The organism is Candidatus Pseudomonas phytovorans, assembly GCA_029202525.1.
GTDB lineage: Bacteria > Pseudomonadota > Gammaproteobacteria > Pseudomonadales > Pseudomonadaceae > Aquipseudomonas > Aquipseudomonas phytovorans.
This window is the reverse complement of sequence record CP119325.1, coordinates 4,835,673-4,859,118: the sequence shown is the minus strand read 5'-3', so window position 1 is coordinate 4,859,118 and position 23,446 is coordinate 4,835,673. Positions and strand designations below refer to the sequence as shown.

The 23,446-nt window shown below is 62.4% G+C and carries 17 protein-coding genes; 11 read left to right on the top strand and 6 right to left on the bottom strand.

Annotated features, from left to right (window positions below):
- The first annotated feature begins 210 nt into the window (after nt 1–210).
- The gene (locus tag P0Y58_21335) at nt 211–2,139 is read left to right on the top strand and encodes an ATP-binding cassette domain-containing protein (GenBank protein ID WEK29425.1); all 1,929 of its coding nucleotides are present in this window, start codon (nt 211–213) and stop codon (nt 2,137–2,139) included.
- Nucleotides 2,140–2,267: 128 nt separating this feature from the next.
- On the opposite strand, the gene P0Y58_21330 is transcribed toward P0Y58_21335, so the two are convergent.
- A complete protein-coding gene (locus P0Y58_21330) occupies nt 2,268–2,708 on the bottom strand; it encodes a universal stress protein (GenBank protein WEK29424.1) in 441 nt (146 codons plus the stop codon).
- Nucleotides 2,709–2,817: 109 nt separating this feature from the next.
- On the opposite strand from P0Y58_21330, the gene P0Y58_21325 reads away from it, so the two are divergent.
- The 7 genes from P0Y58_21325 (at nt 2,818) to P0Y58_21295 (ending at nt 11,025) form a co-directional block, all read left to right on the top strand.
- Complete coding sequence (locus P0Y58_21325) at nt 2,818–3,255, top strand: hypothetical protein (protein ID WEK29423.1); 438 nt, start codon at nt 2,818–2,820, stop codon at nt 3,253–3,255.
- Nucleotides 3,256–3,743: 488 nt separating this feature from the next.
- Nucleotides 3,744–5,891 carry a fatty acid oxidation complex subunit alpha FadB gene (gene fadB, locus P0Y58_21320; GenBank protein WEK29422.1) on the top strand — a complete coding sequence of 716 codons (2,148 nt, stop codon included), beginning with the start codon at nt 3,744–3,746 and terminating at the stop codon, nt 5,889–5,891.
- A 31-nt stretch (nt 5,892–5,922) separates the two neighbouring features.
- Complete coding sequence (gene fadA, locus P0Y58_21315) at nt 5,923–7,098, top strand: acetyl-CoA C-acyltransferase FadA (GenBank protein WEK29421.1); 1,176 nt, start codon at nt 5,923–5,925, stop codon at nt 7,096–7,098.
- 76 nt (nt 7,099–7,174) lie between these two features.
- Nucleotides 7,175–7,426, top strand: coding sequence for a DUF1653 domain-containing protein (locus P0Y58_21310; GenBank protein ID WEK29420.1), 252 nt, complete (start codon nt 7,175–7,177; stop codon nt 7,424–7,426).
- Nucleotides 7,427–7,526: 100 nt separating this feature from the next.
- Nucleotides 7,527–10,136, top strand: a complete 2,610-nt coding sequence (gene topA, locus P0Y58_21305) for a type I DNA topoisomerase (protein WEK29419.1) — start codon at nt 7,527–7,529, stop codon at nt 10,134–10,136.
- A gap of 89 nt (nt 10,137–10,225) precedes the next feature.
- Nucleotides 10,226–10,741, top strand: coding sequence for a PasA protein (locus tag P0Y58_21300; protein WEK29418.1), 516 nt, complete (start codon nt 10,226–10,228; stop codon nt 10,739–10,741).
- Nucleotides 10,742–10,791: 50 nt separating this feature from the next.
- Nucleotides 10,792–11,025 carry a hypothetical protein gene (locus P0Y58_21295; GenBank protein ID WEK29417.1) on the top strand — a complete coding sequence of 78 codons (234 nt, stop codon included), beginning with the start codon at nt 10,792–10,794 and terminating at the stop codon, nt 11,023–11,025.
- Nucleotides 11,026–11,075: 50 nt separating this feature from the next.
- Here the strand turns inward: P0Y58_21295 and P0Y58_21290 are convergent, their stop codons facing one another.
- Nucleotides 11,076–11,552: a SulA-like leucine-rich domain-containing protein gene (locus tag P0Y58_21290; protein ID WEK29416.1), complete on the bottom strand. Its 477-nt coding sequence runs from the start codon at nt 11,550–11,552 to the stop codon at nt 11,076–11,078.
- A gap of 13 nt (nt 11,553–11,565) precedes the next feature.
- Entirely contained in the window at nt 11,566–12,174 is a 609-nt protein-coding gene (gene lexA / locus P0Y58_21285) for a transcriptional repressor LexA (GenBank protein ID WEK29415.1), read from the bottom strand.
- Nucleotides 12,175–12,389: 215 nt separating this feature from the next.
- Between lexA and P0Y58_21280 the strand changes: the two genes are divergently transcribed.
- Together P0Y58_21280 and nagZ are read left to right on the top strand one after the other, a co-directional pair.
- A complete protein-coding gene (locus tag P0Y58_21280; protein ID WEK29414.1) occupies nt 12,390–13,097 on the top strand; it encodes a TetR/AcrR family transcriptional regulator in 708 nt (235 codons plus the stop codon).
- 71 nt (nt 13,098–13,168) lie between these two features.
- A complete protein-coding gene (nagZ, locus tag P0Y58_21275) occupies nt 13,169–14,179 on the top strand; it encodes a beta-N-acetylhexosaminidase (GenBank protein WEK29413.1) in 1,011 nt (336 codons plus the stop codon).
- 113 nt (nt 14,180–14,292) lie between these two features.
- Here nagZ and P0Y58_21270 read toward each other — a convergent pair whose 3' ends face one another.
- The 3 genes from P0Y58_21270 to mfd are packed head-to-tail and all read right to left on the bottom strand — an operon-like array spanning nt 14,293 to nt 21,643.
- Nucleotides 14,293–17,610, bottom strand: a complete 3,318-nt coding sequence (locus P0Y58_21270) for a DEAD/DEAH box helicase (GenBank protein ID WEK29412.1) — start codon at nt 17,608–17,610, stop codon at nt 14,293–14,295.
- A 1-nt stretch (nt 17,611) separates the two neighbouring features.
- Nucleotides 17,612–18,184 (bottom strand): CsiV family protein, encoded by a 573-nt coding sequence (locus tag P0Y58_21265; GenBank protein WEK29411.1) that lies wholly within the window; start codon nt 18,182–18,184, stop codon nt 17,612–17,614.
- A gap of 9 nt (nt 18,185–18,193) precedes the next feature.
- A complete protein-coding gene (mfd, locus tag P0Y58_21260) occupies nt 18,194–21,643 on the bottom strand; it encodes a transcription-repair coupling factor (protein ID WEK29410.1) in 3,450 nt (1,149 codons plus the stop codon).
- Between the two features lie 167 nt (nt 21,644–21,810).
- Between mfd and P0Y58_21255 the strand changes: the two genes are divergently transcribed.
- Nucleotides 21,811–23,274: a glyceraldehyde-3-phosphate dehydrogenase gene (locus P0Y58_21255; protein WEK29409.1), complete on the top strand. Its 1,464-nt coding sequence runs from the start codon at nt 21,811–21,813 to the stop codon at nt 23,272–23,274.
- The last annotated feature ends 172 nt before the right edge of the window (nt 23,275–23,446 follow it).

Below are 23,446 nucleotides of genomic sequence, written 5' to 3'. Positions count from 1 at the left end.
GCAGTTGAACCATGGGGAAGTGACGGCGGAGCCAGCACTGTTGGAAGCAATTGCCTTAGCTTAGCTGTTTGCCGGCGGCGGGTGAAAGCACTGTGCTTGTATCGGGATATTAACTTCGACCAGATGTCGCAAAGCCCTCGTCAGGTGGCGAGGCGGATGCTGTCGAGGGCCAAGTCAGGTAGAATGCGCGCCCGATTTATGGAGACCAACATGACCCTGCTCAAATTCAGCGATGTGTCCCTCGCATTCGGCGCCATGCCGCTGCTGGACAAAGTGTCCTGGCAGATCGCTCGTGGTGAGCGGGTGTGCATCATCGGCCGCAACGGCACTGGCAAATCCAGCATGCTGCGCTTGGTCAAGGGCGAGCAGAAGGGTGACGACGGCGAAGTCTGGCGTGCCCCTGGCCTGAAGATCGGCGAGCTGCCGCAGGAACTGCCGGTGGCCGACGAGCGCACGGTGTTCGATGTCGTGGCCGCAGGCCTGGATGGCGTAGGCGAGCTGTTGGCGCAGTTCCATCACCTGAGCATGAATATCCAGAACGACGAAGACCTGGAAAAACTCATGCACGTCCAGCACGAGCTGGAAGCCCGTGATGGCTGGCGCCTGCAGCAAGTGGTGGAGAGCACCCTGAGCCGCCTGCAGTTGCCGGCCGACAAGACCCTGGCCGAACTGTCCGGTGGCTGGCGCCGCCGTGTGCTGCTGGCCCAGGCACTGGTGTCCGAGCCCGACCTGCTGCTGCTCGACGAACCGACCAACCACCTGGACATCGGTGCCATTGCCTGGCTTGAAGAGGCTCTGCGCAGCTTCAACGGTGCGGTGTTGTTCATCACTCACGACCGGTCCTTCCTGCAGAACCTGGCCACCCGCATTCTTGAACTGGACCGCGGCGGCCTGATTGACTGGAACGGTGACTACGCCAGTTTCCTGGTGCACAAGGAGGCCGCACTGGCCGCCGAAGAAACTGCCAACGCGCTGTTCGACAAGCGCCTGGCCCAGGAAGAAGTGTGGATTCGCCAAGGCATTAAGGCCCGACGCACCCGTAACGAAGGCCGCGTGCGTGCGCTGAAAGCCTTGCGCGTGGAGCGTGGCGAGCGCCGCGAGCGCCAGGGCAAGGCCAACATCCAGATCGAAGCGGCAGACAAGTCCGGCAAGCAGGTAATGGTGCTGGAAAATGTCAGTTTCCATCACGCCGAAGGGCCGATGCTGGTCAAGGACTTTTCCATGGTCCTGCAGCGCCAGGACCGTATCGGCCTGCTGGGCGCCAACGGTACCGGCAAGACCACTTTGCTCAAGCTGATGCTCGGCGGCCTGGAGCCCACTTCGGGCAAGGTCGAGCGCGGCACCAAGCTGGAAGTCGCCTACTTCGACCAGATGCGTCACCAGCTTGAGCTGGAAAAGACTGTGATCGACAACCTGGCCGAAGGCCGGGACTTCATCGAGATCGACGGCCAGAACCGCCACGTGTTGAGCTACCTGGGCGACTTCCTGTTCAGCCCTCAGCGTGCCCGCACGCCGGTCAAGGCACTGTCGGGTGGCGAACGCGCGCGCCTGCTGCTGGCCAAGTTGTTCAGCAAGCCGGCCAACCTGTTGGTACTCGACGAACCGACCAACGACCTGGATGTGGAAACCCTCGAGCTGCTCGAAGAGGTGCTGGCCAACTACAAGGGCACCGTGCTGATGGTCAGCCACGACCGGGCCTTCCTCGACAACGTCGTCACCAGCACGCTGGTGTTCGAAGGCGAGGGTAAGGTGCGTGAATACGTGGGTGGCTACGAGGACTGGATTCGCCAGGGTGGCTCGCCGAAGCTGCTGGGCGTGACCGAGAGCAAGGGTGGCAAGTCTGCGCTCAACAGCGCGGTGGTGGAAAAGGTCGAGGCTGAACCTGCGCCAGTGGCTGCACCGGTGGCCGAAGAGGGTTCGAAGAAGAAGCTCAGCTACAAGCTGCAGCGTGAGCTGGAGATGCTGCCAGGGCAGATCGACCAGGTTGAGCAGCGCATGGCTGAGGCTCAGGAAGAAGTAAGTGCGGCGGGTTTCTACCAGCGTCCGATTGCTGAGACTTCGGCGGTGTTGGCGAAGATCGAGAAGCTGCAGGGCGAGCTGGATGCCTTGGTAGAGCGCTGGGCCGAGCTGGAAGGCTGATTGGCTTTTAACCTGTACCGGCCTCTTCGCGGGACAAGCCCGCTCCCACAGGTACACCACAGGCCTTGAGGAATGTGGGGTATCTGTGGGAGCGGGCTTGTCCCGCGAAGAGGCCGGTACAGGTCAATTCATTCCTTCTTCTGCAACCGCACCGCCAGTACATCGCACGGCGCCCCATGCAGCACGTCATTGGCCGTAGAGCCTAGCAGCAACGCCAGGCCATGGCGGCCGTGGCTGCCGACCACGATCAGGTCGCATTTCTGGTCCTTGGCCAGCTGGTGGATTTCCTGGCGCGGTTGGCCGTAGGTCAGGTGCGAGTCGCCGCGCTGGATGTCGGGGTATTTGTTGAACAGGCGGTCCATGCGCTCCTTGGCCTGGTCAAACTGCTGCTGTTGCAGCTGCGACAGGTCCATCGGCACGTCACCGCCGAATGCCATGGCCATCGGCTCGACGATGTGCACCAGCGAAACCTTGGCACCTGAAGGCTTGGCCAGCGCCATGGCGCGCTTGATCACCGGGTCGCATTCTTCGGTCAGGTCGACGGCGACCAACAAATGTTCGTATTGCATGAGCGTACTCCTGACAATCGCGATAGAAGCAGTATGGTCGCTTTCGGGCGGGTCTTCCGTGAAAAATGGCTAACCAGCTCATTTGCAACGCTTTATGGGAACTACTGATATGACGGTATTGCTGGTGGTGTCAATCCTTGCGCTGATTCTCAGCCCGCTTTCCTGGCTGCGCAGCTCGCGCAAGCAGAGCGAGCAGATGAAGCTGCGCCTGGAGGCTCGGCGCATGGGGATGGCCATGCAACTGGCGCCGCAGCAGTGGCCGCACTGGCTGGAAAGGCAGCCACCAAGCCCTTGCCCGCAATACCACAGGGCACGGCGTCGCGGGCATGAGGATAGCTTCAGCTTCTGGCAGGTCAGCCCGGGGGTGTGGTGTAACCAGTGGCGCGAGCCCTGCGAAGATCCGCGCTTCATGGAGGCCTTGGCGCGCTTGCCGGCGAGCGCCTACAAGGTCGAGGCCGATGCACGGATGATCGCCCTGTACTGGACCGAGCGCGGTGATACGGCTGTATTGCAGGATGTTGCCTACGTCCTTGAAACCTTGTCCTGACAGTTCATAACGACAAAGCGGCGGCCTGGCAGAACCCTGAAGGGGTGGGGAGCCAGGTCGCCGCTTTGCGTTCTGCTGTCGCAGAAAAGGCCAGGCAGGCCGGGTATTCACTCAAGCAGGTGGCAGTGTAGCCGCCTCGGGTTGCCGCGCAAGCCGAAAGTTGCAGCACTGTGCAATTCAGTGTGGTCAATCGCTGACATGAATGGGCGGCGATCACTGTCATCATGTTTTGTACCCAGACGATACAAAATGACTGGAAAGTCGCGTTTTCGCCGTGCTCGTGAGCATTTGACAACGCCGATCTTTTCGGAGAATGTGTGCACACCCAAATCAAACGGGCGTATGAATTGAGCGTTTGTATGTCATGACGCCGAGCCATACTTCCGACTAGCGCGCTGACGGGTGTGCCTGGGGCAGGGCAGCAAGGCCTGCTTCTGCTGCAGCGATCGGCGTGTACTGTTCAGCTTCCATATCGTGGAGATCAGTTGATGATTTACGAAGGTAAAGCCATCACGGTTAAGGCTCTTGAAAGTGGCATCGTCGAGCTCAAGTTCGACCTCAAGGGTGAGTCCGTCAACAAGTTCAACCGCCTGACCCTGAACGAGCTTCGCCAGGCCGTCGATGCCATCCAGGCCGACGCTTCGGTCAAGGGCGTGATCGTCAGCAGTGGCAAGGACGTGTTCATCGTCGGCGCCGACATCACCGAGTTCGTCGACAACTTCAAGCTGCCCGAGGCCGAACTGGTCGCCGGCAACCTGGAAGCCAACCGCATCTTCAGCGCCTTCGAAGACCTCGAAGTGCCGACCGTTGCTGCCATCAACGGTATCGCCCTGGGCGGCGGTCTGGAAATGTGCCTGGCCGCCGACTACCGGGTCATGTCCACCAGCGCCAAGATCGGCCTGCCGGAAGTCAAGCTGGGCATCTACCCAGGCTTTGGCGGCACCGTGCGCCTGCCGCGTCTGATCGGTTCGGACAACGCTGTCGAGTGGATCGCCTCCGGTAAGGAAAATCGTGCCGAAGACGCGCTGAAAGTGGGTGCCGTCGACGCCGTGGTCGCCCCTGAGTTGCTGCAGGCCGGTGCCCTGGACCTGATCAAGCGCGCCATCAGTGGCGAGCTGGACTACAAGGCCAAGCGTCAGCCCAAGCTGGAAAAACTCAAACTCAATGCCATCGAGCAGATGATGGCCTTCGAGACCGCCAAGGGCTTCGTCGCCGGCCAGGCTGGCCCGAACTACCCGGCCCCGGTCGAAGCCATCAAGACCATCCAGAAAGCCGCCAACTTCGGCCGCGACAAGGCCCTGGAAGTCGAAGCCGCTGGCTTTGCCAAGCTGGCCAAGACCTCGGTTGCCGAAAGCCTGATCGGCCTGTTCCTGAACGACCAGGAACTCAAGCGCAAGGCCAAGGCGCATGACGAGATCGCGCACGATGTGAAGCAGGCCGCCGTGCTCGGCGCCGGTATCATGGGTGGCGGCATTGCCTACCAGTCAGCGGTCAAGGGCACTCCGATCCTGATGAAGGATATCCGCGAGGAAGCCATCCAGCTGGGCCTGAACGAGGCCTCCAAGCTGCTCGGCAACCGCGTAGACAAGGGCCGCCTGACCCCGGCCAAGATGGCCGAGGCGCTGAATGCGATCCGTCCGACCCTGTCCTATGGCGATTTCGCCAATGTCGACATCGTCGTCGAAGCCGTGGTCGAGAACCCGAAAGTGAAGCAGGCCGTGCTGGCCGAAGTGGAAGGCCAGGTGAAGGAAGATGCAATCCTTGCCTCCAACACCTCGACCATCTCCATCAACCTGCTGGCAAAAGCACTCAAACGCCCGGAAAACTTCGTCGGCATGCACTTCTTCAACCCGGTGCACATGATGCCGCTGGTGGAAGTGATCCGTGGCGAAAAGTCCAGTGAAGTGGCGGTCGCCACCACCGTGGCCTACGCCAAGAAAATGGGCAAGAACCCGATCGTGGTCAACGACTGCCCGGGCTTTTTGGTCAACCGCGTGCTGTTCCCGTACTTCGGCGGCTTCGCCAAGCTGGTCAGCGCCGGTGTCGACTTCGTGCGCATCGACAAGGTCATGGAGAAGTTCGGCTGGCCGATGGGCCCGGCCTACCTGATGGACGTGGTCGGCATCGACACCGGCCACCACGGCCGTGATGTGATGGCCGAAGGCTTCCCCGACCGCATGAAGGACGAGCGCCGCTCGGCCGTCGACGCGCTGTACGAGGCCAACCGCCTGGGCCAGAAGAACGGCAAGGGCTTCTACGCCTACGAAACCGACAAGCGCGGCAAGCCGAAGAAAGTCTTCGACGCCGCCGTGCTCGATGTGCTCAAGCCCATCGTGTTCGAGCAGCGTGAAGTCACCGACGAAGACATCATCAACTGGATGATGGTGCCGCTGTGCCTGGAGACCGTGCGCTGCCTGGAAGACGGCATCGTCGAAACCGCCGCCGAGGCCGACATGGGCCTGGTCTATGGCATTGGTTTCCCTCCCTTCCGCGGTGGTGCGCTGCGCTACATCGACTCGATCGGTGTCGCCGAATTCGTTGCCCTGGCCGATCAATACGCCGACCTGGGGCCGCTGTACCACCCGACCGCCAAGCTGCGTGAAATGGCCAAGAGCGGCCAGCGCTTCTTCAACTGAGCGGTCAACGAGCTAGAGCGAGAGATTTGATATGAGCCTGAATCCAAGAGACGTGGTGATTGTCGACTTCGGTCGCACACCAATGGGCCGCTCCAAGGGTGGCATGCACCGCAACACCCGCGCCGAAGATATGTCGGCGCACCTGATCAGCAAACTGCTGGAACGCAACGGCAAAGTCGACCCGAAAGAAGTCGAGGATGTGATCTGGGGCTGCGTCAACCAGACCCTGGAGCAGGGCTGGAACATCGCCCGCATGGCGTCGTTGATGACCCCGATCCCGCACACATCCGCAGCGCAGACCGTCAGCCGCCTGTGCGGCTCGTCGATGAGCGCGCTGCACACCGCTGCCCAGGCAATCATGACCGGTAACGGCGATGTGTTCGTGATCGGTGGCGTGGAACACATGGGCCACGTCAGCATGATGCACGGCGTCGACCCTAACCCGCACCTGTCCTTGCATGCTGCCAAGGCTTCCGGGATGATGGGCCTGACTGCGGAAATGCTCGGCAAGATGCACGGCATTACCCGTGAGCAGCAGGACCTGTTCGGCGTGCGTTCGCACCAGTTGGCCCACAAGGCCACGGTCGAAGGCAAGTTCAAGGACGAGATCATCCCGATGCAGGGCTATGACGAGAACGGCTTCCTGAAGGTGTTCGATTTCGACGAAACCATTCGCCCGGAAACCACCCTCGAAGGCCTGGCGTCGCTCAAGCCCGCGTTCAACCCGAAAGGCGGCACCGTCACTGCCGGTACCTCGTCGCAGATCACTGACGGCGCTTCGTGCATGATCGTCATGTCTGGCCAGCGCGCGATGGACCTGGGTATTCAGCCATTGGCGGTGATCCGTTCGATGGCGGTGGCCGGTGTCGACCCTGCAATCATGGGTTACGGCCCGGTGCCATCGACCCAGAAAGCGCTCAAGCGTGCCGGGCTGACCATGGCCGACATCGACTTCATCGAGCTCAACGAAGCCTTTGCGGCGCAGGCCTTGCCGGTGCTGAAAGACTTGAAAGTGCTCGACAAGATGGATGAGAAGGTTAACCTGCACGGCGGCGCCATTGCTTTGGGCCACCCGTTCGGTTGCTCCGGGGCACGTATTTCGGGCACCCTGCTCAACGTCATGAAGCAGAATGGCGGTACCCTGGGGGTGGCGACCATGTGCGTCGGCCTCGGCCAAGGTATCACCACTGTTTTCGAACGCGTCTGATCGCGTTGCGGGACAGCAACCGGGGCCTTGTGCCCCGGTTTTGCTTTTACAGGATTTATTCAAGAGGGTGGGCAACATGCAGATACAACCAGGCGTATACCGGCATTACAAAGGGCCTGAGTACCGTGTCTTCAGCGTTGCGCGGCACTCCGAGAACGAAGAGTGGATGGTGTTCTACCAATGCCTGTATGGTGATTACAGCTTCTGGGTACGCCCCCTTTTGATGTTCCAGGAGTCTGTCGAGGTTGACGGCGAGCAGGTGCCACGCTTTGCTTTGGTCAAGGCCGAAGAAGGGCTGCCTGGCATGCTGGGCAAGTCGCACGAGTGATCGTCCGGGCTTGACCTCACACTTTTGCCACTATATATAGCGGTGCCGCGTCTGGCACCTGACGCGTTTTTCATTTTCAGATTCAGGAATACTCCGATCCATGGGCAAATCGCTGGTCATTGTGGAATCCCCGGCCAAGGCCAAGACCATCAACAAGTACCTGGGCAACCAGTACGTGGTGAAGTCGAGTATCGGCCATATCCGAGACCTCCCCACCAGCGGTTCGGCCAGCGCAAGCAAAGAGCCGGCCGCCAAGCGTGGCAAGGCCGCGGGTGAGGCTCCGGCCCTGTCACCGAAAGAAAAGGCCCGTCGCCAGTTGGTGGCGCGTATGGGCGTCGACCCGGATCACGGCTGGAAGGCTAAGTACGAGATCCTTCCTGGCAAGGAAAAGGTGATCGAAGAGCTGCGTCGCCTGGCCAAGGATGCCGACACCATCTATCTCGCAACCGACTTGGACCGCGAGGGGGAAGCCATTGCCTGGCACCTGCGCGAAGCCATCGGTGGTGACGACACCCGCTACAAGCGCGTGGTGTTCAACGAAATTACCAAGAAGGCTATCCAGGAGGCCTTCTCGCAGCCGGGCGAGCTGGACATCCACCGGGTCAACGCCCAGCAGGCGCGGCGCTTTCTCGACCGTGTGGTCGGTTACATGGTTTCGCCGCTGCTGTGGTCCAAGATTGCCCGTGGCCTGTCTGCTGGCCGTGTGCAGTCGGTAGCCGTGAAGCTGGTGGTGGAGCGCGAGCGCGAAATCCGCGCATTCATCCCGGAAGAGTACTGGGAGATCCACGCCGACCTCGGCACCGCCAAGAACGCCAAGGTGCGTTTCGAGGTGTCGCGTGAGAAGGGTGAGGCGTTCAAGCCACTGAACGAAGCCCAGGCCATGGCCGCGCTGGAGAAGCTCAAGGCCTCCAGCTACAGCGTGGTCAAGCGTGAAGACCGCCCGACCAGCAGCAAGCCGTCGGCGCCGTTCATCACCTCCACCCTGCAGCAAGCGGCCAGTAACCGCCTGGGCTTCGGGGTGAAAAAGACCATGATGATGGCCCAGCGCTTGTATGAAGCCGGCTACATCACTTACATGCGTACCGACTCGACCAACCTGTCGGCCGACGCGCTGGACATGGCGCGTAGCTACATCGAGCGCGAGTTCGGCAAGCAGTACCTGCCGGATGCGCCGCTGGTATACAGCAGCAAAGAGGGTGCCCAGGAGGCGCACGAAGCAATTCGTCCGTCCGACGTGAATACCCATCCGACCAAGCTCAGTGGCATGGAGCGTGACGCCGAGCGCCTGTACGAGCTGATCTGGCGCCAGTTCCTGGCCTGCCAGATGCCGCCGGCGCAGTACCTGTCCACCAGCGTCACCGTGGCTGCCGGCGAGTTCGAGCTGCGTGCAAAAGGCCGTATCCTCAAGTTTGACGGTTATACCCGCGTGCTGCCACAGCAGAGCAAACCGGGCGAAGACGACGTGCTGCCAGAGATGGTCCAGGGCGAAGCGCTGAAGCTGATTCAGATCGACCCGAGCCAGCACTTCACCAAGCCACCGGCGCGCTTCACCGAAGCCAGTCTGGTCAAGGAAATGGAAAAGCGCGGTATTGGTCGCCCGTCGACCTATGCGGCGATCATCTCGACCATCCAGGACCGTGGCTATGTGACCTTGCACAACCGCCGCTTCTATTCCGAGAAGATGGGCGACATCGTGACCGAGCGCCTGTCGGAAAGCTTCTCCAACCTGATGGACTATGGCTTTACCGCCGGCATGGAAGAGAACCTCGACGACGTCGCCCAGGGCGAGCGTGACTGGAAGAACGTGCTCGACGAGTTCTACGGCGACTTCAGCAAGAAGCTGCAGACTGCCGAGTCCAGCGAAGGCGGTATGCGCGCCAACCAGCCGACCATGACCAACATTCCGTGCAAGGAATGTGGCCGACCGATGATGATCCGCACTGCTTCCACGGGTGTTTTCCTGGGTTGCTCGGGTTACACCCTGCCGCCAAAAGAGCGCTGCAAGGCCACTGTCAACCTGGTGCCGGGTGACGAAATTGCCGCTGATGACGAGGGTGAATCGGAATCCCGCGTGCTGTTGGGCAAGCACCGTTGCCCGATCTGCGCCACGGCAATGGACGCCTACCTGCTGGACGAGAAGCACAAGCTGCACATTTGCGGCAACAACCCCGATTGCGTTGGCTACGAGATCGAAGAGGGCAGCTATCGCATCAAGGGGTACGAAGGGCCGAGCCTGGAGTGCGACAAGTGTGGCAGCGAGATGCAATTGAAAACCGGCCGTTTTGGCAAGTTCTTCGGCTGCACCAACGCCACCTGCAAGAACACCCGCAAGCTGCTCAAGAGCGGCGAAGCAGCGCCACCGAAGATGGACAAGGTGGACATGCCGGAACTCAAGTGCGAGAAGGTCGACGACACCTACGTGCTGCGCGACGGTGCTTCGGGCTTGTTCCTGGCCGCCAGCCAGTTCCCGAAAAACCGCGAAACACGTGCACCGTTGGTACTGGAAATCGTGCCGCACAAGCACGAAATCGACCCGAAGTATCACTTCCTGTGCGATGCGCCGCAGAAAGACCCGGATGGCCGCCCGGCGGTAATCCGCTACAGCCGCAAGACCAAGGAGCAGTACGTGCAGTCCGAAGTCGATGGCAAACCGACCGGCTGGAAGGCGTTCTACGACGGTAATGCGTGGAAGGTTGAAGACAAGCGCTGATTCTTCGGTGTAGTAATTGGGGCCGCTTTGCGGCCCCAATCATTTATGATGCAGCTATCCGCCTTGCAGCCTCATGGGAGGGCACAGAAATGGCCCAGGAAACCTATACCCGCACCAACCAGAAACTGTTCTTCGCTGGCCTCGCTCTTGAGTCCATGGCCAAAGCTGAGCAAGGCCAAGCCATGAATGCCCAAGGCCTGGTTCAGGCTGAGCGCGAGTCGGCGCTGTTTCACCTGCATGGCGCGCTGCTGGGTCTATGCCATGAAATCGGCGCCTTCTATCGCCTGCCAGTGGTGGCAACGGTTGAACAGGCCTTGGCCGAAGACGCGTTGAATGGCATCACCATTCCGGAAGTGGCCGAGTTGCTGGAGCTGGCTCGTCAGCGTGAAACCTGGCTGGCGCAAATGCTGAGTGCTTATGCCGATTTGTTCCGACCACCTGTCGCCAGGAAGGCGCCGAAAACCGACGTCACCCAGCCACTGATCCAGGCCGTCAATCTCGATGAGCCCGAGCATCCTGCGCTGTCGCATGCCGAACTGGAAAGCTGGCGCAACAACCTCAAGGGGTTGGTGAGACGTTTCCGCGACGCGTTGAGTGAGTGCTGATAGCCGTTACGGCTGGTACAATATTGGCCTTTCGCGGAGAACTGCCATTTATGTCTACGTCTTTTCTGGAAATTGTCGAGTTGCCTGATGGCCGCATCGAACTGCGTCGCGCCGAGGATGAGGGCTCTCTGGTAACCCTGGATTTCTCGGAAGACGCCAAGGTGTTCCTGCAGGGTCAGCATGTTGAGGTGGCCAAGGCCATGCTCAGTGTGGGCGTGCAGATGGCTGGTCGCCTGATGGATGGCGAGCTTGAGCGTGATGAAGGGCCGCGTGTGCTGCACTGATGGTGCAGCAGGGCTTCAGGCTTAATGAAGTGACAGGCAAAGCCTGAACATCAGCCGAGGCGGATGTTCAGGCTTTGTGCGTTTCCAGTACTGGCTGCGCGTAGCAGTTGCTGGCGTGCGGTGGCATTGACGCTGCCCAGCCAGCTGACCACGGTGTGGCTGCGGCCCAGGCGCAAGGCTTCGCAGGCCAGTTGCAGCGGGGTCTGGTTGCCGCGAGGGTGCAGCAGCAGGATGCGTTCACGGTTGAGGCCGGCATCGCGCAGCCAGGCCTGGGTCAGGCTGGATGGCGGGGCGATCAGGGTCAGCCAACGGGCCTGGTCCTCTTCACTCAGCTCGCGCAGTACCGGTGCCAGCAGGCTTTGGCAGTGCCCGGGCGCGCCGCGCAGCGACAGTTCGCTGAACAGTTCGGGCTGGTTGCTCTTGCGCGCCAGTTCGCTGGCTTTCAGGCCCGGTAGTACGGGCTGGGCGAGGAATGCTTCGAACAGTGGCAACTGGGCTTGCTCGGGTGCGTGAATGAACTGCTGCATGACGCCTCCTGGATCAGCGGCGAATGACGCCGACGCTCAAGCCCTCAATCACCAGTTCCTGATCTTTCAGGTCGACTTCGATGGGGGCAAATTCGGGGTTTTCGGCAAGCAGCCAGACTTTGCTGCCTTCACGCTTGAAGCGCTTGACTGTCACTTCGTCGCCGATGCGGGCCACCACGATCTGGCCGTTGCGGGCTTCGCGGCAGGTGTGTACTGCCAGCAGGTCACCGTCGAAGATGCCGACGTCCTTCATGCTCATGCCGTGTACGCGCAGCAAATAGTCGGCCTGGGGGTGGAAGAACGCAGGGTTGATGTTGCAGGATTGCTCGATGTGCTGTTCGGCAAGTATCGGCGCGCCGGCAGCAACCCGGCCGATGATTGGCAAGCCGCTTTCTTCTGCCTTGGTTTCCAGGCCGGGGATACGGATGCCGCGGGAGGCGCCCGGGGTCATCTCGATCGCGCCCTTGCGGGCGAGTGCCTTCAGGTGCTCCTCGGCGGCGTTGGGCGACTTGAAGCCCAGTTCCTGGGCGATCTCGGCGCGTGTCGGCGGGAAGCCGTTGTCTTCCAGGCAGCGCTTGATGAACGCGAGAATTTCGGCTTGGCGTGGCGTCAGTTTCAACATGGTGAGCGCTCTGTCTTTTTGTACAGTGACTGGGATTATATACAGTACTGGATGCGCTGCAAGCCAAAAGGCGCAATAAACCTGAGCAATGGCGCTTGCAGCCTGCCGCCCGGGGCTTTTAAATGGCGACCGCCCGGTCACCGAGCCTTGACAGACGCAGGGCTGAAACGTATGTTTCAAACACCTGTTTGTCTGGCGGAGTACCCGGAGTAGTCATGGCCCAATCGGAAACCGTTGAACGCATTCTCGATGCTGCCGAGCAGTTGTTCGCGGAAAGGGGGTTCGCCGAGACCTCGTTGCGGCTGATTACCAGCAAGGCCGGGGTCAACCTGGCGGCCGTCAACTATCACTTCGGCTCCAAGAAAGCGCTGATCCAGGCGGTGTTCTCGCGCTTCCTCGGCCCGTTCTGCGCCAGCCTCGAAAGGGAGCTGGAGCGCCGCCAGGCAAGGCCTGAGCACAAACCCAGCCTTGAAGAGCTGCTGGAAATGCTGGTGGAGCAGGCACTGGCCGTACAGCCGCGCAGCAATAATGACCTGTCGATCTTCATGCGCCTGCTGGGCCTGGCCTTCAGCCAGAGCCAGGGCCACCTGCGGCGTTACCTGGAAGACATGTACGGCAAGGTGTTCCGCCGCTACATGCTGCTGGTCAACGAAGCCGCACCGCGTATTCCGCCACTGGAGCTGTTCTGGCGCGTGCATTTCATGCTCGGCGCTGCCGCCTTCAGCATGTCTGGTATCAAGGCGCTGCGGGCAATTGCCGAAACTGACTTCGGCATCAACACCTCGATCGAGCAGGTGATGCGCCTGATGGTGCCGTTCCTGGCCGCAGGTATGCGTGCCGACAGCGGCGTCACCGACGAGGCCATGGCCACCGCGCAATTGCGCCCGCGCGCCAAGAGCGGTACTGCCACGGCCAAGGCCTGAAGGCTGGGCGCAGCGGGGCGCTTGGGCTAAGCTAGCGGCGCTTCTGTCCAGTCTTCAATGAAGGATTACCCATGCCCGTCAGCCTCCAAGGCTCCCTGATGGTGGATATCGCCGGTAAATGGCTGACCGCCGAAGACCGTCACCTGCTGCGCCAACCCGAAGTGGCCGGCCTGATCATCTTTGCCCGCAACATCGACAGCCCGCGCCAGGTGCGTGAGCTGTGTGCTTCCATTCGCGCCATCCGCCCCGAACTGATCCTGGCCGTGGACCAGGAGGGCGGCCGTGTGCAGCGCCTGCGTCAGGGCTTTGTCCGCTTGCCGGCGATGCGTGCGCTGGCTGACAACGACAATGCCGAATACCTGGCGGAGCAATGCGGCTGGTTGATGGCGACCGAGGTGCTGGCGGTTGGCCTGGACCTGAGCTTTGCCCCGGTGCTCGACCTGGACCACCAGCGCAGCGCTGTGGTCGGCAGCCGCGCCTTCGAGGGTGACCCGCTGCGTGCCACGCAATTGGCGGGGGCGTTCATCCGGGGGATGAACGCGGCGGGTATGGCCGCCTGTGGCAAGCACTTTCCGGGGCATGGCTGGGCCGAGGCGGACTCGCATGTGGCCATCCCTACCGATGAGCGCAGCCTTGAGCAATTGCGCCAGGCCGACCTGGTGCCATTCACGCGCCTCAGTGGGCAGCTGGCGGCGGTGATGCCGGCGCATGTCATCTACCCACAGGTTGACAACCAGCCTGCCGGCTTCTCGCGGCGCTGGCTGCAGGACATCCTGCGCGGCGAGCTGGGCTTTGACGGGGTGATCTTCAGTGATGACCTGTCGATGGCGGGTGCGCATGTGGTGGGTGATGCGGCCAGCCGTATCGAGGCAGCGTTGAGCGCAGGCTGTGACATGGGCCTGGTGTGCAATGACCGGGCGGCAGCGGAGCTGGCGCTGAGTGCGGCGCAGCGGATGAAGGTCAAGCCATCGCCGCGAATTGCGCGGATGCGTGGGCAGGGCTTTGCCCGTACCGATTATCGCCAGCAGCCAAGGTGGCTGGAGGCGCTGGGGGCGTTGCGCGAGGCGCAGTTGGTCGATTGACTTTGCCGGCCTCTTCGCGGGGCAAGCCCGCTCCCACAGGAATGCACCGCTCTTGAGGGCTGTACTTTTTCTGTGGGAGCGGGCTTGCCCCGCGAAGAGGCCGGAACTGGCTGTCAGCGGCCGCGCTTCCCGGGCAAGGGGGCAAACAAAGCCTCGATTTCTTCATCGCCCATGCGCCATTGCCCGGCCTGCCCGCCATCCAGCAGGCTCGCCGCCAGCGCCGCTTTGTCCTGCTGCAACAGCTGGATTTTCTCTTCCACCGTGCCCCGGGTAATCAGCTTGAACACGAACACCGGCTTGTCCTGGCCAATGCGGTAGGCGCGGTCGGTGGCCTGGTTTTCACTGGCCGGGTTCCACCACGGGTCGTAGTGGATCACCGTGTCTGCCGCCGTCAGGTTCAAGCCCACGCCACCGGCTTTGAGGCTGATCAGGAACACCTCGCTGTCACCTTTCTGGAACTGTTGCACCGGCGTGCGCCGGTCGCGGGTGTCGCCGGTCAGCAGGCTGTAGCGGATCTTGCGCTTCTCCAGTTCCTGTTCGATCAGTGCCAGCATCGAGGTGAACTGCGAGAACAGCAACACCCGGCGGCCTTCGCTAAGCAGTTCTTCAAGCATTTCCAGCAGCGCACCCAGCTTGCCCTTGTCGGCCTGGTTGCCTTTGCTTTCCACGCCCTTGACCAGACGCAGGTCGCAGCATACCTGGCGCAGCTTGAGCAGCGCGTCGAGGATCACGATCTGGCTGCGCGCGGCACCATTGCGGGCGATTTCGTCGCGGACTTTCTGGTCCATGGCCACCCGCACGGCCTCGTAGGTATCGCGCTGGGCGTCGCTGAGTTCGACCCAGTGCACCATTTCGGTCTTGGCGGGCAGCTCTGTGGCCACCTGCTCCTTGGTACGGCGCAACAGGAACGGGCGGATGCGGCTGGCCAGGTGGGCCATGCGCTCGCTGTCGCCGTGGCGCTCGATCGGCGTGCGGTAGTCCTGGTTGAAACGCTTGAGGTCACCCAGCCAGCCGGGCATCAGGAAGTGGAAGATCGACCACAGCTCGCCCAGGTTGTTCTCCATCGGCGTGCCGGTCAGGCAGACACGCTGGGCGGCCTGCAACTCGCAGACGGCAAGGGCGGCCTTGCTGGTGCTGCTCTTGATGTTCTGCGCTTCGTCCAGCACCAGTACATGCCAGGGCTGAGCGCGCAAGTGTTCGAGGTCGCGGGGCATCAGCGCGTAGGTGGTCAGGACCAGGTCGTATTCCTGCAACTTGGCAAAATGCTTGCTGCGCCCCGGCCCGTGCAGTGCCAGCACGCGCAGGTCGGGTGCGAAGCGCTGGGCTTCGTCCAGCCAGTTGGGTATCAGGCTGGTGGGCATCACCGCCAGGGCCGGAGCATTCATGCGCCCGGACTGTTTCTCCAGAAGCAGGTGAGCAAGGGCCTGAAGCGTCTTGCCCAGGCCCATGTCGTCACCGAGGATGCCGCCGGTGCCCATTTCTCGCAGTGCCTGCAGCCAGTTCAGGCCTTGTTGCTGATAGGGCCGCAAGCTGGCCTGCAGCCCGGCTGGTGGTTCCACGTGCAGGTCGCGGGCATCGCGCAGGCGGCGGCCAAGGTCGCGTACATGCTGGCCGCCTTCCCAGAGCAGCGGCAGGCCTTCGATTTCGTTCAGGCGCGCCGCGTCGGCACGTTCCAGGCGCACCGCGGGGCCAGCGGCATGCTCGTGCAGGTAAAGCTCACCCAGGGTGGCCATGACTGATTTCACCCGGCCATAAGGCAGGGCGACGCGCAAGGCCGGGGCATCCAGGCGGCCGCGGTTGAGGTCGATCAGCAAGTGCTCGTCGTCACTGCGCCGGGCCAGCTCGCTGGGTCGCAGCAGTTCCGGGCTGCTGCGTAGTAGTTGCAGCACGATCGGCAACAGGCTGTGGCGCTGGCCTTCGACCACGATGCCCAGTTCCAGGTCGAACCATTCATGGCCAGGGGCTTCGTCGATGGTTGCGTACCAATCGTCCACCTCTTGCAGGTTGAAGGCGAAGTCGCGGTGGATGTCGATGTCCCAGCCGGCTGCGCGCAGGCGTGGCAGGCCTTCGCGGGCAAAGCGCAGCCAGGCTTCGTCGTCGGGTAGCTGAAACATTTCGCCGGCGCTGTCGGGCAGGGCCTTGCTTTGTCGGGTAGCGGCCTTGAAACCCAGTTCGCGCACCACCTTGCGCAGCGCCTGCTCGGCCTGCGGCTGGCGGCGGATGCGCTGGCTGGTGTTGCCGACCAGGCGGGTCAGCGGTTTTTCGTCGTTACCGCTGGCGCGCAGGTCGTCGTAGTCGAACGCCAGTGCGGCGCGGTGTTGCATCTGCCGCTGCATACGGCCGGTCTTGGGCATGTAGGCGCTGAATTCGAGACTACCGAGCGTCAGTCGTCCTCTTGGCGGGATGTCTTCGATGTGTTCTGTGCTCACGGCAGTGGGCGTGGGGACGTGACGGTTCAAAGCGTTCAATCGATGACTCAAGGGGATAACCAGGTGCTCGGGAACGATGGGTGCACGCGCAAGCTGGCTGGCAATGAAGGGGTCAAGGTCGTGGCGTAGCGTGCCGGTCAAACGCTGCTGCCGGTCGACATAGTGCATGGGTTCGATGGGCACCGCCTGCAACTGCTCGTGACCATTGTGGTACCAGGCTCCGCGGTAGCTACCATTGTCCAGCCTGACCCAGCGGAACTCGGCTTGTAGCTCCGGGCCTGGGGAAAGTGGTGCCATGTCGTCTTCAAATAACAGGCGGCCAGTGGCCAGGGCATAGCTGTAGAGCTCCCCGCCCTGCTTGCCTTCCAGTTGCGCCGTTGGCGAAATCGTTTCGCTGCGGGCATCGATCAGGCGCAAAAGCCGGGCATCGTCTTCTGTGACGTAGCGAGGGGTGTAGTAGAGCATCTCGGGCATTGATGTGATGCGGCCGGTCTTCAGCGTGTCGTCGGCCTGACGGGTACCTTTGAGCGGCTCGAGTCGCCAGAGCCCGTTATCCACATGAACACGGTAATAGATTGCCGGACCTTTGCGCGCGGGCCCTTTAGGCGTAGCGGGTCGGGCGGGGGACTCAAGGGCCTCAACCCACAGGTTGAGGTCCGGTGGCAGCGACAGGGCGGAGTGCTCATGCGCAGCTGTGGCGTCGAGGGCGGCCTGCAATTGCAGCAGCGCCGCAACGCAATGCTTGCAGTTGAGTGCAACCGGGCAGGTACAGCGCCCAAACACGCGCAGGTCCCCGTGGTTAACGACCAGCCGGATGTTTTGCTGGTAGGTCTCGCCTGCCGAGCCCGTGCAGATGGCTTCGATCGTTGCGCCATGCTGCGACAGGATGCGTGCCCTCTCTTGCGCAGCATAGTTGCGGCCTCGCGTCATTGTGCCGGCTTCGATGAAGTCGACCCAGCCGGGATAGGCCCTCAGCAACTGCTGCGCATCGATCTCGCTCACATCACTGCTCCATCATTTCCGGGTCCATCACCGGCATTTTCGGTGCACCCGGCGCGGTCACCTTCAGCAGCACGGCCAGGTGGCCGCCGTCGAGGAAGGTCAGTTGGCCGCCCTTGACGTTGCTGTTGCTCTGCTTGAACTGTTCGCTTTGCAGTACGTTGCCGTTGCCGTCCAGCTGGTTGACCCAGAAGTTGGCCTCGACCGCGATGAAGCGCCCTTCAGCGATGCTCAGGTTGCCTTCGATGGGGAAGTGGCCGAACTGTTCGGCGCCTTCGCCCAGGGCGATGCGGCTGGGCTCGCTGCCCACCTGCTGCTGCCAGGCCTTGTGCATCAGCACGGTGTAGTCGGCGGTGGCTTCCAGGCGGGTGGCTTCGTCTTCCAGCGCCAGGCGGCGCTCGGCGTCTTTTGCCAGGCGCGGGGCACCGGCGCTCCAGTCTTCGGGGGCGAACGGGCTGGTAAAGGCAGGCACGCTGTTCTGCCGCACCAGGAGCATTTCTACCTGATACAGGCCTTCGGCGAAGGCGGCTGGCGCGAACAGCGCCAGCAGCAGGGTCAGGCAACGGATGGCACGCATGGATCTTCCTTAGGCAGGCTGTGGTGTCAGGCGCTCGAACAGCGCCTCCAGGGTATTGAAGCGTTCGTCGGGGCGTTCCATCGGGACCAGGAAGCGGAACTGGGTGGCGCCTTCGAACTTGTAGCGTTTGGGCTGGCCCTGGATCAGCTTGATCAGGGTCAGCGGGTCGACCGGGGTTTCGGCCTCGAACTCCAGCTTGCCGCCATTGGGGCCGGCATCGACTTTCTTGATGCCGAGCTTTTCCGCGTGCAGCTTGAGCGAGGTCAGGCGCATCAGGTTTTTGGTCGGCTCTGGCAGCAGGCCGAAACGGTCGATCATTTCCACTTGCAGGTCCTTGAGGCCTTCTTCGTCGGCGGCCGAGGCAATTCGCTTGTACAGGATCAGCCGCGCATGCACGTCGGGCAGATAACCCTCGGGGATCAGCGCCGGCAGGCGCAGGTTTATCTCCGGGCCACCGCCCAGAGGCTGTTCGAGGTTGGGCTGGGTACCCTTGCGAATCGCCTTGACTGCGCGTTCGAGCATTTCCATATACAGGGTAAAGCCAACGGCCTGGATCTGCCCGCTCTGGCCTTCGCCCAGCAGCTCGCCGGCGCCGCGGATTTCCAGGTCGTTGGTGGCCAGCACAAAGCCTGCACCGAGGTCCTGGGTGTTGGCGATGGCCTCCAGGCGTTTTTCGGCGTCGGCGCTGACTTTTTGCCGGGTTGGCGTCAGCAGGTAGGCATAGGCCTGGTGGTGGCTACGGCCGACACGGCCACGCAGCTGGTGCAACTGGGCCAGGCCAAACTTGTCGGCCCGCTCGATCACGATGGTGTTGGCGCTGGGCACGTCGATGCCGGTTTCGATGATGGTCGATGCCACCAGCACGTTGAAGCGCTTGTGGTAAAAGTCGCTCATTACCTGTTCCAGCTCGCGCTCGCGCATTTGCCCATGGCCGATGCCGATGCGTGCCTCAGGCACCAGTTCGGCAAGGTCTGCGGCGCATTTTTCGATGGTTTTCACATCGTTGTGCAGGTAGTACACCTGGCCACCGCGCAGCAACTCACGCAACAGCGCTTCTTTGACCGTGCTGTTGTTCTGCTCCATGACAAAGGTGCGCACCGAAAGGCGGCGTGCGGGCGGCGTGGCGATGATCGACAGGTCGCGCATGCCGGCTACTGCCATGTTAAGGGTGCGCGGGATCGGCGTGGCGGTCAGGGTGAGGATGTCCACCTCGCTGCGCAGTGCCTTCAACTGCTCTTTCTGACGCACGCCAAAGCGGTGCTCTTCGTCGATGATGGCCAGGCCCAGGTCCTTGAAGCGCACATCGTCCTGCAGCAGCTTGTGGGTACCAATAAGGATGTCGATCTTGCCTTCGGCCAGGTCGGCGGCGGCGGCGGCGATTTCCTTGGCCGACTTGAAGCGGCTCATCACCTCCACGGTCACCGGCCAGTCGGCAAAGCGGTCGCGGAAGCTGTTGTAGTGTTGCTGGGCGAGCAGGGTGGTCGGTACCAGTACAGCCACCTGGCGGCCGCTGTGCACGGCAATGAACGCGGCACGCATGGCCACTTCGGTCTTGCCGAAGCCGACGTCGCCGCACACCAGGCGGTCCATTGGCTTGGGCGCCAGCATGTCGGCGCGCACCGCTTCGATGGCGGCTTGCTGGTCTGGTGTTTCTTCGAACGGGAAACCGGCGCTGAAGGTGGCGTAGTCGGCGGATGGGTCGGCAAACGCATAGCCCTTGCGTGCGGCGCGGCGGGCGTAGATGTCGAGCAGCTCGGCGGCCACGTCGCGCACCTGTTCGGCAGCCTTGCGCTTGGCCTTTTGCCAGGCTTCCGAGCCCAGCCGGTGCAGCGGTGCCAGGGCATCGTCGCTGCCGGTGTAGCGGGCGATCAGGTGCAGGTTGGCCACCGGCACATACAGCTTGGCGTTCTCGGCGTATTCCAGGGTAAGAAATTCCGCCGCCTGGCCGTCGATTTCCAGGGTGGCCAGGCCCAGGTAGCGGCCGACGCCATGGTCGATGTGCACCACGGGTGCGCCTTCGCGCAGCTCGGTCAGGTTTTTGATGACCGCGTCGTTGGCGGTTTCGCCGCGTTTGTCGCGGCGGCGGCGCTGCATCACGCGCTGGCCGAACAGCGGGCTTTCCGCGACCAGGGCCAGGCCCGCGTCGTCCAGCACCAAGCCGTCATCCAGCGGCGCGATGGTGATTGCCAGGCGCTCGCTACCGGTAATGAAGTCGGCCCAGCCGTCGACGGTGTGCGGCCGCAGTTTCAGCCTTTCGAGCAGCTCCAGCAGCACTTCGCGGCGGCCCGCCGATTCGGCAGTGAACAGCACGCGGCCGGGGAACTGGTCGAGGAAGTTGGCCAGTTCGGCCAGTGGCTGGTTGGCCTTGGCCTCGATGGCCAGGTTGGGCAGGGCGCGCGCCGGGAAGCGCTCGCGGCCTGCGCCCGGCTCCAGGTCCTCGCTGCTGACCACCACCCGCGGCCATTGTTTGAGCCGGGCGAAGCAGTCTTCCACCGGCATGAACAGCTCGGCGGGTGGCAGCAGGGGGCGGCTGAGGTCGCCGCGGCGATCTTCATAGCGCCCGCGCACGTCGTTCCAGAAGTGTTCGGCGGCCTGCTCCACACCGGGCAGCGAAAACACCTGGGTGTCGGCTGGCAGGTAGTCGAACAGGGTGGCGGTTTCTTCGAAGAACAACGGCAGGTAGTACTCGATGCCAGCAGGGATGATACCGCTGGCCAGGTCCTGGAAGATCGCGCTGCGGCGAAAATCAACGTCGAAGCGTTCGCGGAAGCGTGCCTTGAAGCGAGTGACTTCCTCTTTTTGCATGGGGAACTCGCGTGCCGGCAGCAGGCGCACCGAGTCCACCTTGTCGATCGAGCGCTGGGTCTCGGGGTCGAAGGTGCGCAGTGTCTCGATCTCGTCATCGAACAGGTCGATGCGGTAGGGCAGTTTGCTGCCCATCGGGAACAGGTCGATCAGTGCGCCGCGCACGGCGAACTCGCCATGCTCGTAGACGGTGTCGACGCAGCGGTAGCCGCTGGCCTCCAGGCGCGTGCGCATTTGCTCCACGTCGATGGTCTGGCCCACGTCCAGCACCAGGCTGCTGCCCAGCAGGAAGCGCGTGGGGGCCAGGCGGTGCAGGGCGGTGGTGACCGGTACCACGAGGATGCCGTGGCTCAGCTCCGGCAGGCGGTACAGGCTGGCGATCCGCTGGGAAATGATGTCCTGGTGGGGCGAGAACAGGTCGTAGGGCAGGGTTTCCCAGTCGGGGAACGGCAGCACCGGCAGGTCCGGGGCGAAGAAGCGCAGCTCCTGCTCCAGACGGTCGGCGGCCTGGCTGTCGGCTGTCAGCAGCAGGGTGAAGCGGCCAGCGTTGCTGGCAGCCTCGGCGATGGCAAGGCTGAGGGCGGCACCGGGCAGGTTACCCCAGGTTTGTTTGCCGGCCGTGGCCGACAGTTTCGGTAGGCGCAGAACTGACACGGGAGATTGCACTCCAAGCGTTGCGGCAAAGACACCGATTGTACCGGTGACCGTGCCGGCTGTCAGGCTCGAAAGGGCGTGAACGCTGGCTTGCGTGACTGCGACAGGCGCTCATTGCCGGTTCCGCGTCGGGGCGTCATAATGTAGCCCCTTTTTTCTGTCCCTACATGTGGAAGGTTCCCGTGACTCAGAAGCCCGACCAGTGTCTTGGTGAGTGGATTGATCGTGAAGCTCTGGCTGAAGCGATGATCCCGCTTATCGGTCAGCTCTACCGCAACAACAACGTGGTGAGCTCGATTTATGGCCGTAGCCTGATCAACCGTTCGGTTATCTCGATCCTCAAGGCGCACCGCTTTGCGCGTCATCGTCAAGCTGACGAAACCGAACTGTCCGTCCACGAGACATTCCCCCTGCTCAAGGCCATGAGCGAGCTGAAACTGGGCGCCGCTTCGGTCGACCTGGGCAAGCTGGCCAACAAGTTCAAGCAGGAAGGCAATGGCCGCACTGCCGAGCAGTTCGTCCGTGAAGAGCTGGCCGACGTGGTTGGCCAGCAGAACGTATCGGCGCGCAAAGGCACCGACGTTGTGCTGTACGGCTTCGGCCGCATCGGCCGCCTGCTGGCGCGCATCCTGATCGAGAAGACCGGTGGTGGCGACGGCCTGCGCCTGCGTGCCATCGTCGTGCGCAAAGGTGCCGAGAACGACCTGGTCAAGCGTGCCAGCCTGCTGCGCCGTGACTCGGTGCACGGTCCGTTCGATGGCACCATCACCATCGACGAAGCCAACAACACCATCACCGCCAACGGCAACCTGATCCAGGTTATCTACGCCAAGAGCCCGAGCGAAGTCGACTACACCCAGTACGGCATCGACAACGCGCTGATCGTCGACAACACCGGCGTATGGCGTGATGCCGACGGCCTGGGCCAGCACCTGGCCTGCCCGGGCGCTGCTCGCGTGATCCTCACCGCACCTGGCAAGGGCGCGCTGAAGAACATCGTGCACGGTATCAACCACGGTGAAATCACCGCTGATGACAAGATCATCTCGGCCGCTTCGTGCACCACCAACGCCATCGTGCCGGTGCTGAAGGCTGTCAACGACAAGTACGGCATCATCAACGGCCACGTCGAAACCGTTCACTCGTTCACCAACGACCAGAACCTGATCGACAACTTCCACAAGGGCAGCCGCCGTGGCCGTGCCGCGCCGCTGAACATGGTCATCACCGAAACCGGCGCCGCCACTGCTGCTGCCAAGGCGCTGCCAGTGCTGAAGGGCAAGCTGACCGGCAACGCCATTCGCGTACCGACGCCGAACGTTTCGATGGCCATCCTGAACCTGAACCTGGAAAACGCCACCAACCGCGACGAGATCAACGAGTACCTGCGCCAGACCGCAATGCACTCGGAGCTGCACAAGCAGATCGACTACGTCAGCTCGCAGGAAGTGGTTTCCACCGACTTCGTTGGCTCGCGCCACGCCGGCGTGGTTGACGCTGAAGCCACCATCGCCAACGATAACCGCGTTGTCCTGTACGTCTGGTACGACAACGAATTCGGTTACAGCTGCCAGGTGGTTCGCGTGATGGAAGACATGGCCGGTGTGAACCCGCCAGCGTTTCCACGCTGATTCGCTTGTAAGGCAATGAAAAAACGGGAACCTTCGGGTTCCCGTTTTTTTTGCCTGATGAACTGATCGGGCATTTACTGTGTCTGTACTGGCCTCATCGCCGGCAAGCCAGCTCCCACAGGGATATCACACCCCTCAAGGCCGGTGGTGTCCTTGTGGGAGCTGGCTTGCC

What these genes read in the sequence shown, in the direction of transcription:
- fadA (WEK29421.1), top strand. Translation starts at nt 5,923, where the DNA reads ATGAGCCTGAATCCAAGAGACGTGGTGATTGTCGACTTCGGTCGCACA.
- nagZ (WEK29413.1), top strand. Translation starts at nt 13,169, where the DNA reads ATGCCCGTCAGCCTCCAAGGCTCCCTGATGGTGGATATCGCCGGTAAA.
- P0Y58_21255 (WEK29409.1), top strand. Translation starts at nt 21,811, where the DNA reads ATGTGGAAGGTTCCCGTGACTCAGAAGCCCGACCAGTGTCTTGGTGAG.
- lexA (WEK29415.1), bottom strand. Translation starts at nt 12,174, where the DNA reads ATGTTGAAACTGACGCCACGCCAAGCCGAAATTCTCGCGTTCATCAAG.
- P0Y58_21300 (WEK29418.1), top strand. Translation starts at nt 10,226, where the DNA reads ATGGCCCAGGAAACCTATACCCGCACCAACCAGAAACTGTTCTTCGCT.
- P0Y58_21295 (WEK29417.1), top strand. Translation starts at nt 10,792, where the DNA reads ATGTCTACGTCTTTTCTGGAAATTGTCGAGTTGCCTGATGGCCGCATC.
- P0Y58_21325 (WEK29423.1), top strand. Translation starts at nt 2,818, where the DNA reads ATGACGGTATTGCTGGTGGTGTCAATCCTTGCGCTGATTCTCAGCCCG.
- P0Y58_21265 (WEK29411.1), bottom strand. Translation starts at nt 18,184, where the DNA reads ATGCGTGCCATCCGTTGCCTGACCCTGCTGCTGGCGCTGTTCGCGCCA.
- P0Y58_21310 (WEK29420.1), top strand. Translation starts at nt 7,175, where the DNA reads ATGCAGATACAACCAGGCGTATACCGGCATTACAAAGGGCCTGAGTAC.
- P0Y58_21330 (WEK29424.1), bottom strand. Translation starts at nt 2,708, where the DNA reads ATGCAATACGAACATTTGTTGGTCGCCGTCGACCTGACCGAAGAATGC.
- P0Y58_21280 (WEK29414.1), top strand. Translation starts at nt 12,390, where the DNA reads ATGGCCCAATCGGAAACCGTTGAACGCATTCTCGATGCTGCCGAGCAG.
- fadB (WEK29422.1), top strand. Translation starts at nt 3,744, where the DNA reads ATGATTTACGAAGGTAAAGCCATCACGGTTAAGGCTCTTGAAAGTGGC.
- P0Y58_21290 (WEK29416.1), bottom strand. Translation starts at nt 11,552, where the DNA reads ATGCAGCAGTTCATTCACGCACCCGAGCAAGCCCAGTTGCCACTGTTC.
- P0Y58_21335 (WEK29425.1), top strand. Translation starts at nt 211, where the DNA reads ATGACCCTGCTCAAATTCAGCGATGTGTCCCTCGCATTCGGCGCCATG.
- topA (WEK29419.1), top strand. Translation starts at nt 7,527, where the DNA reads ATGGGCAAATCGCTGGTCATTGTGGAATCCCCGGCCAAGGCCAAGACC.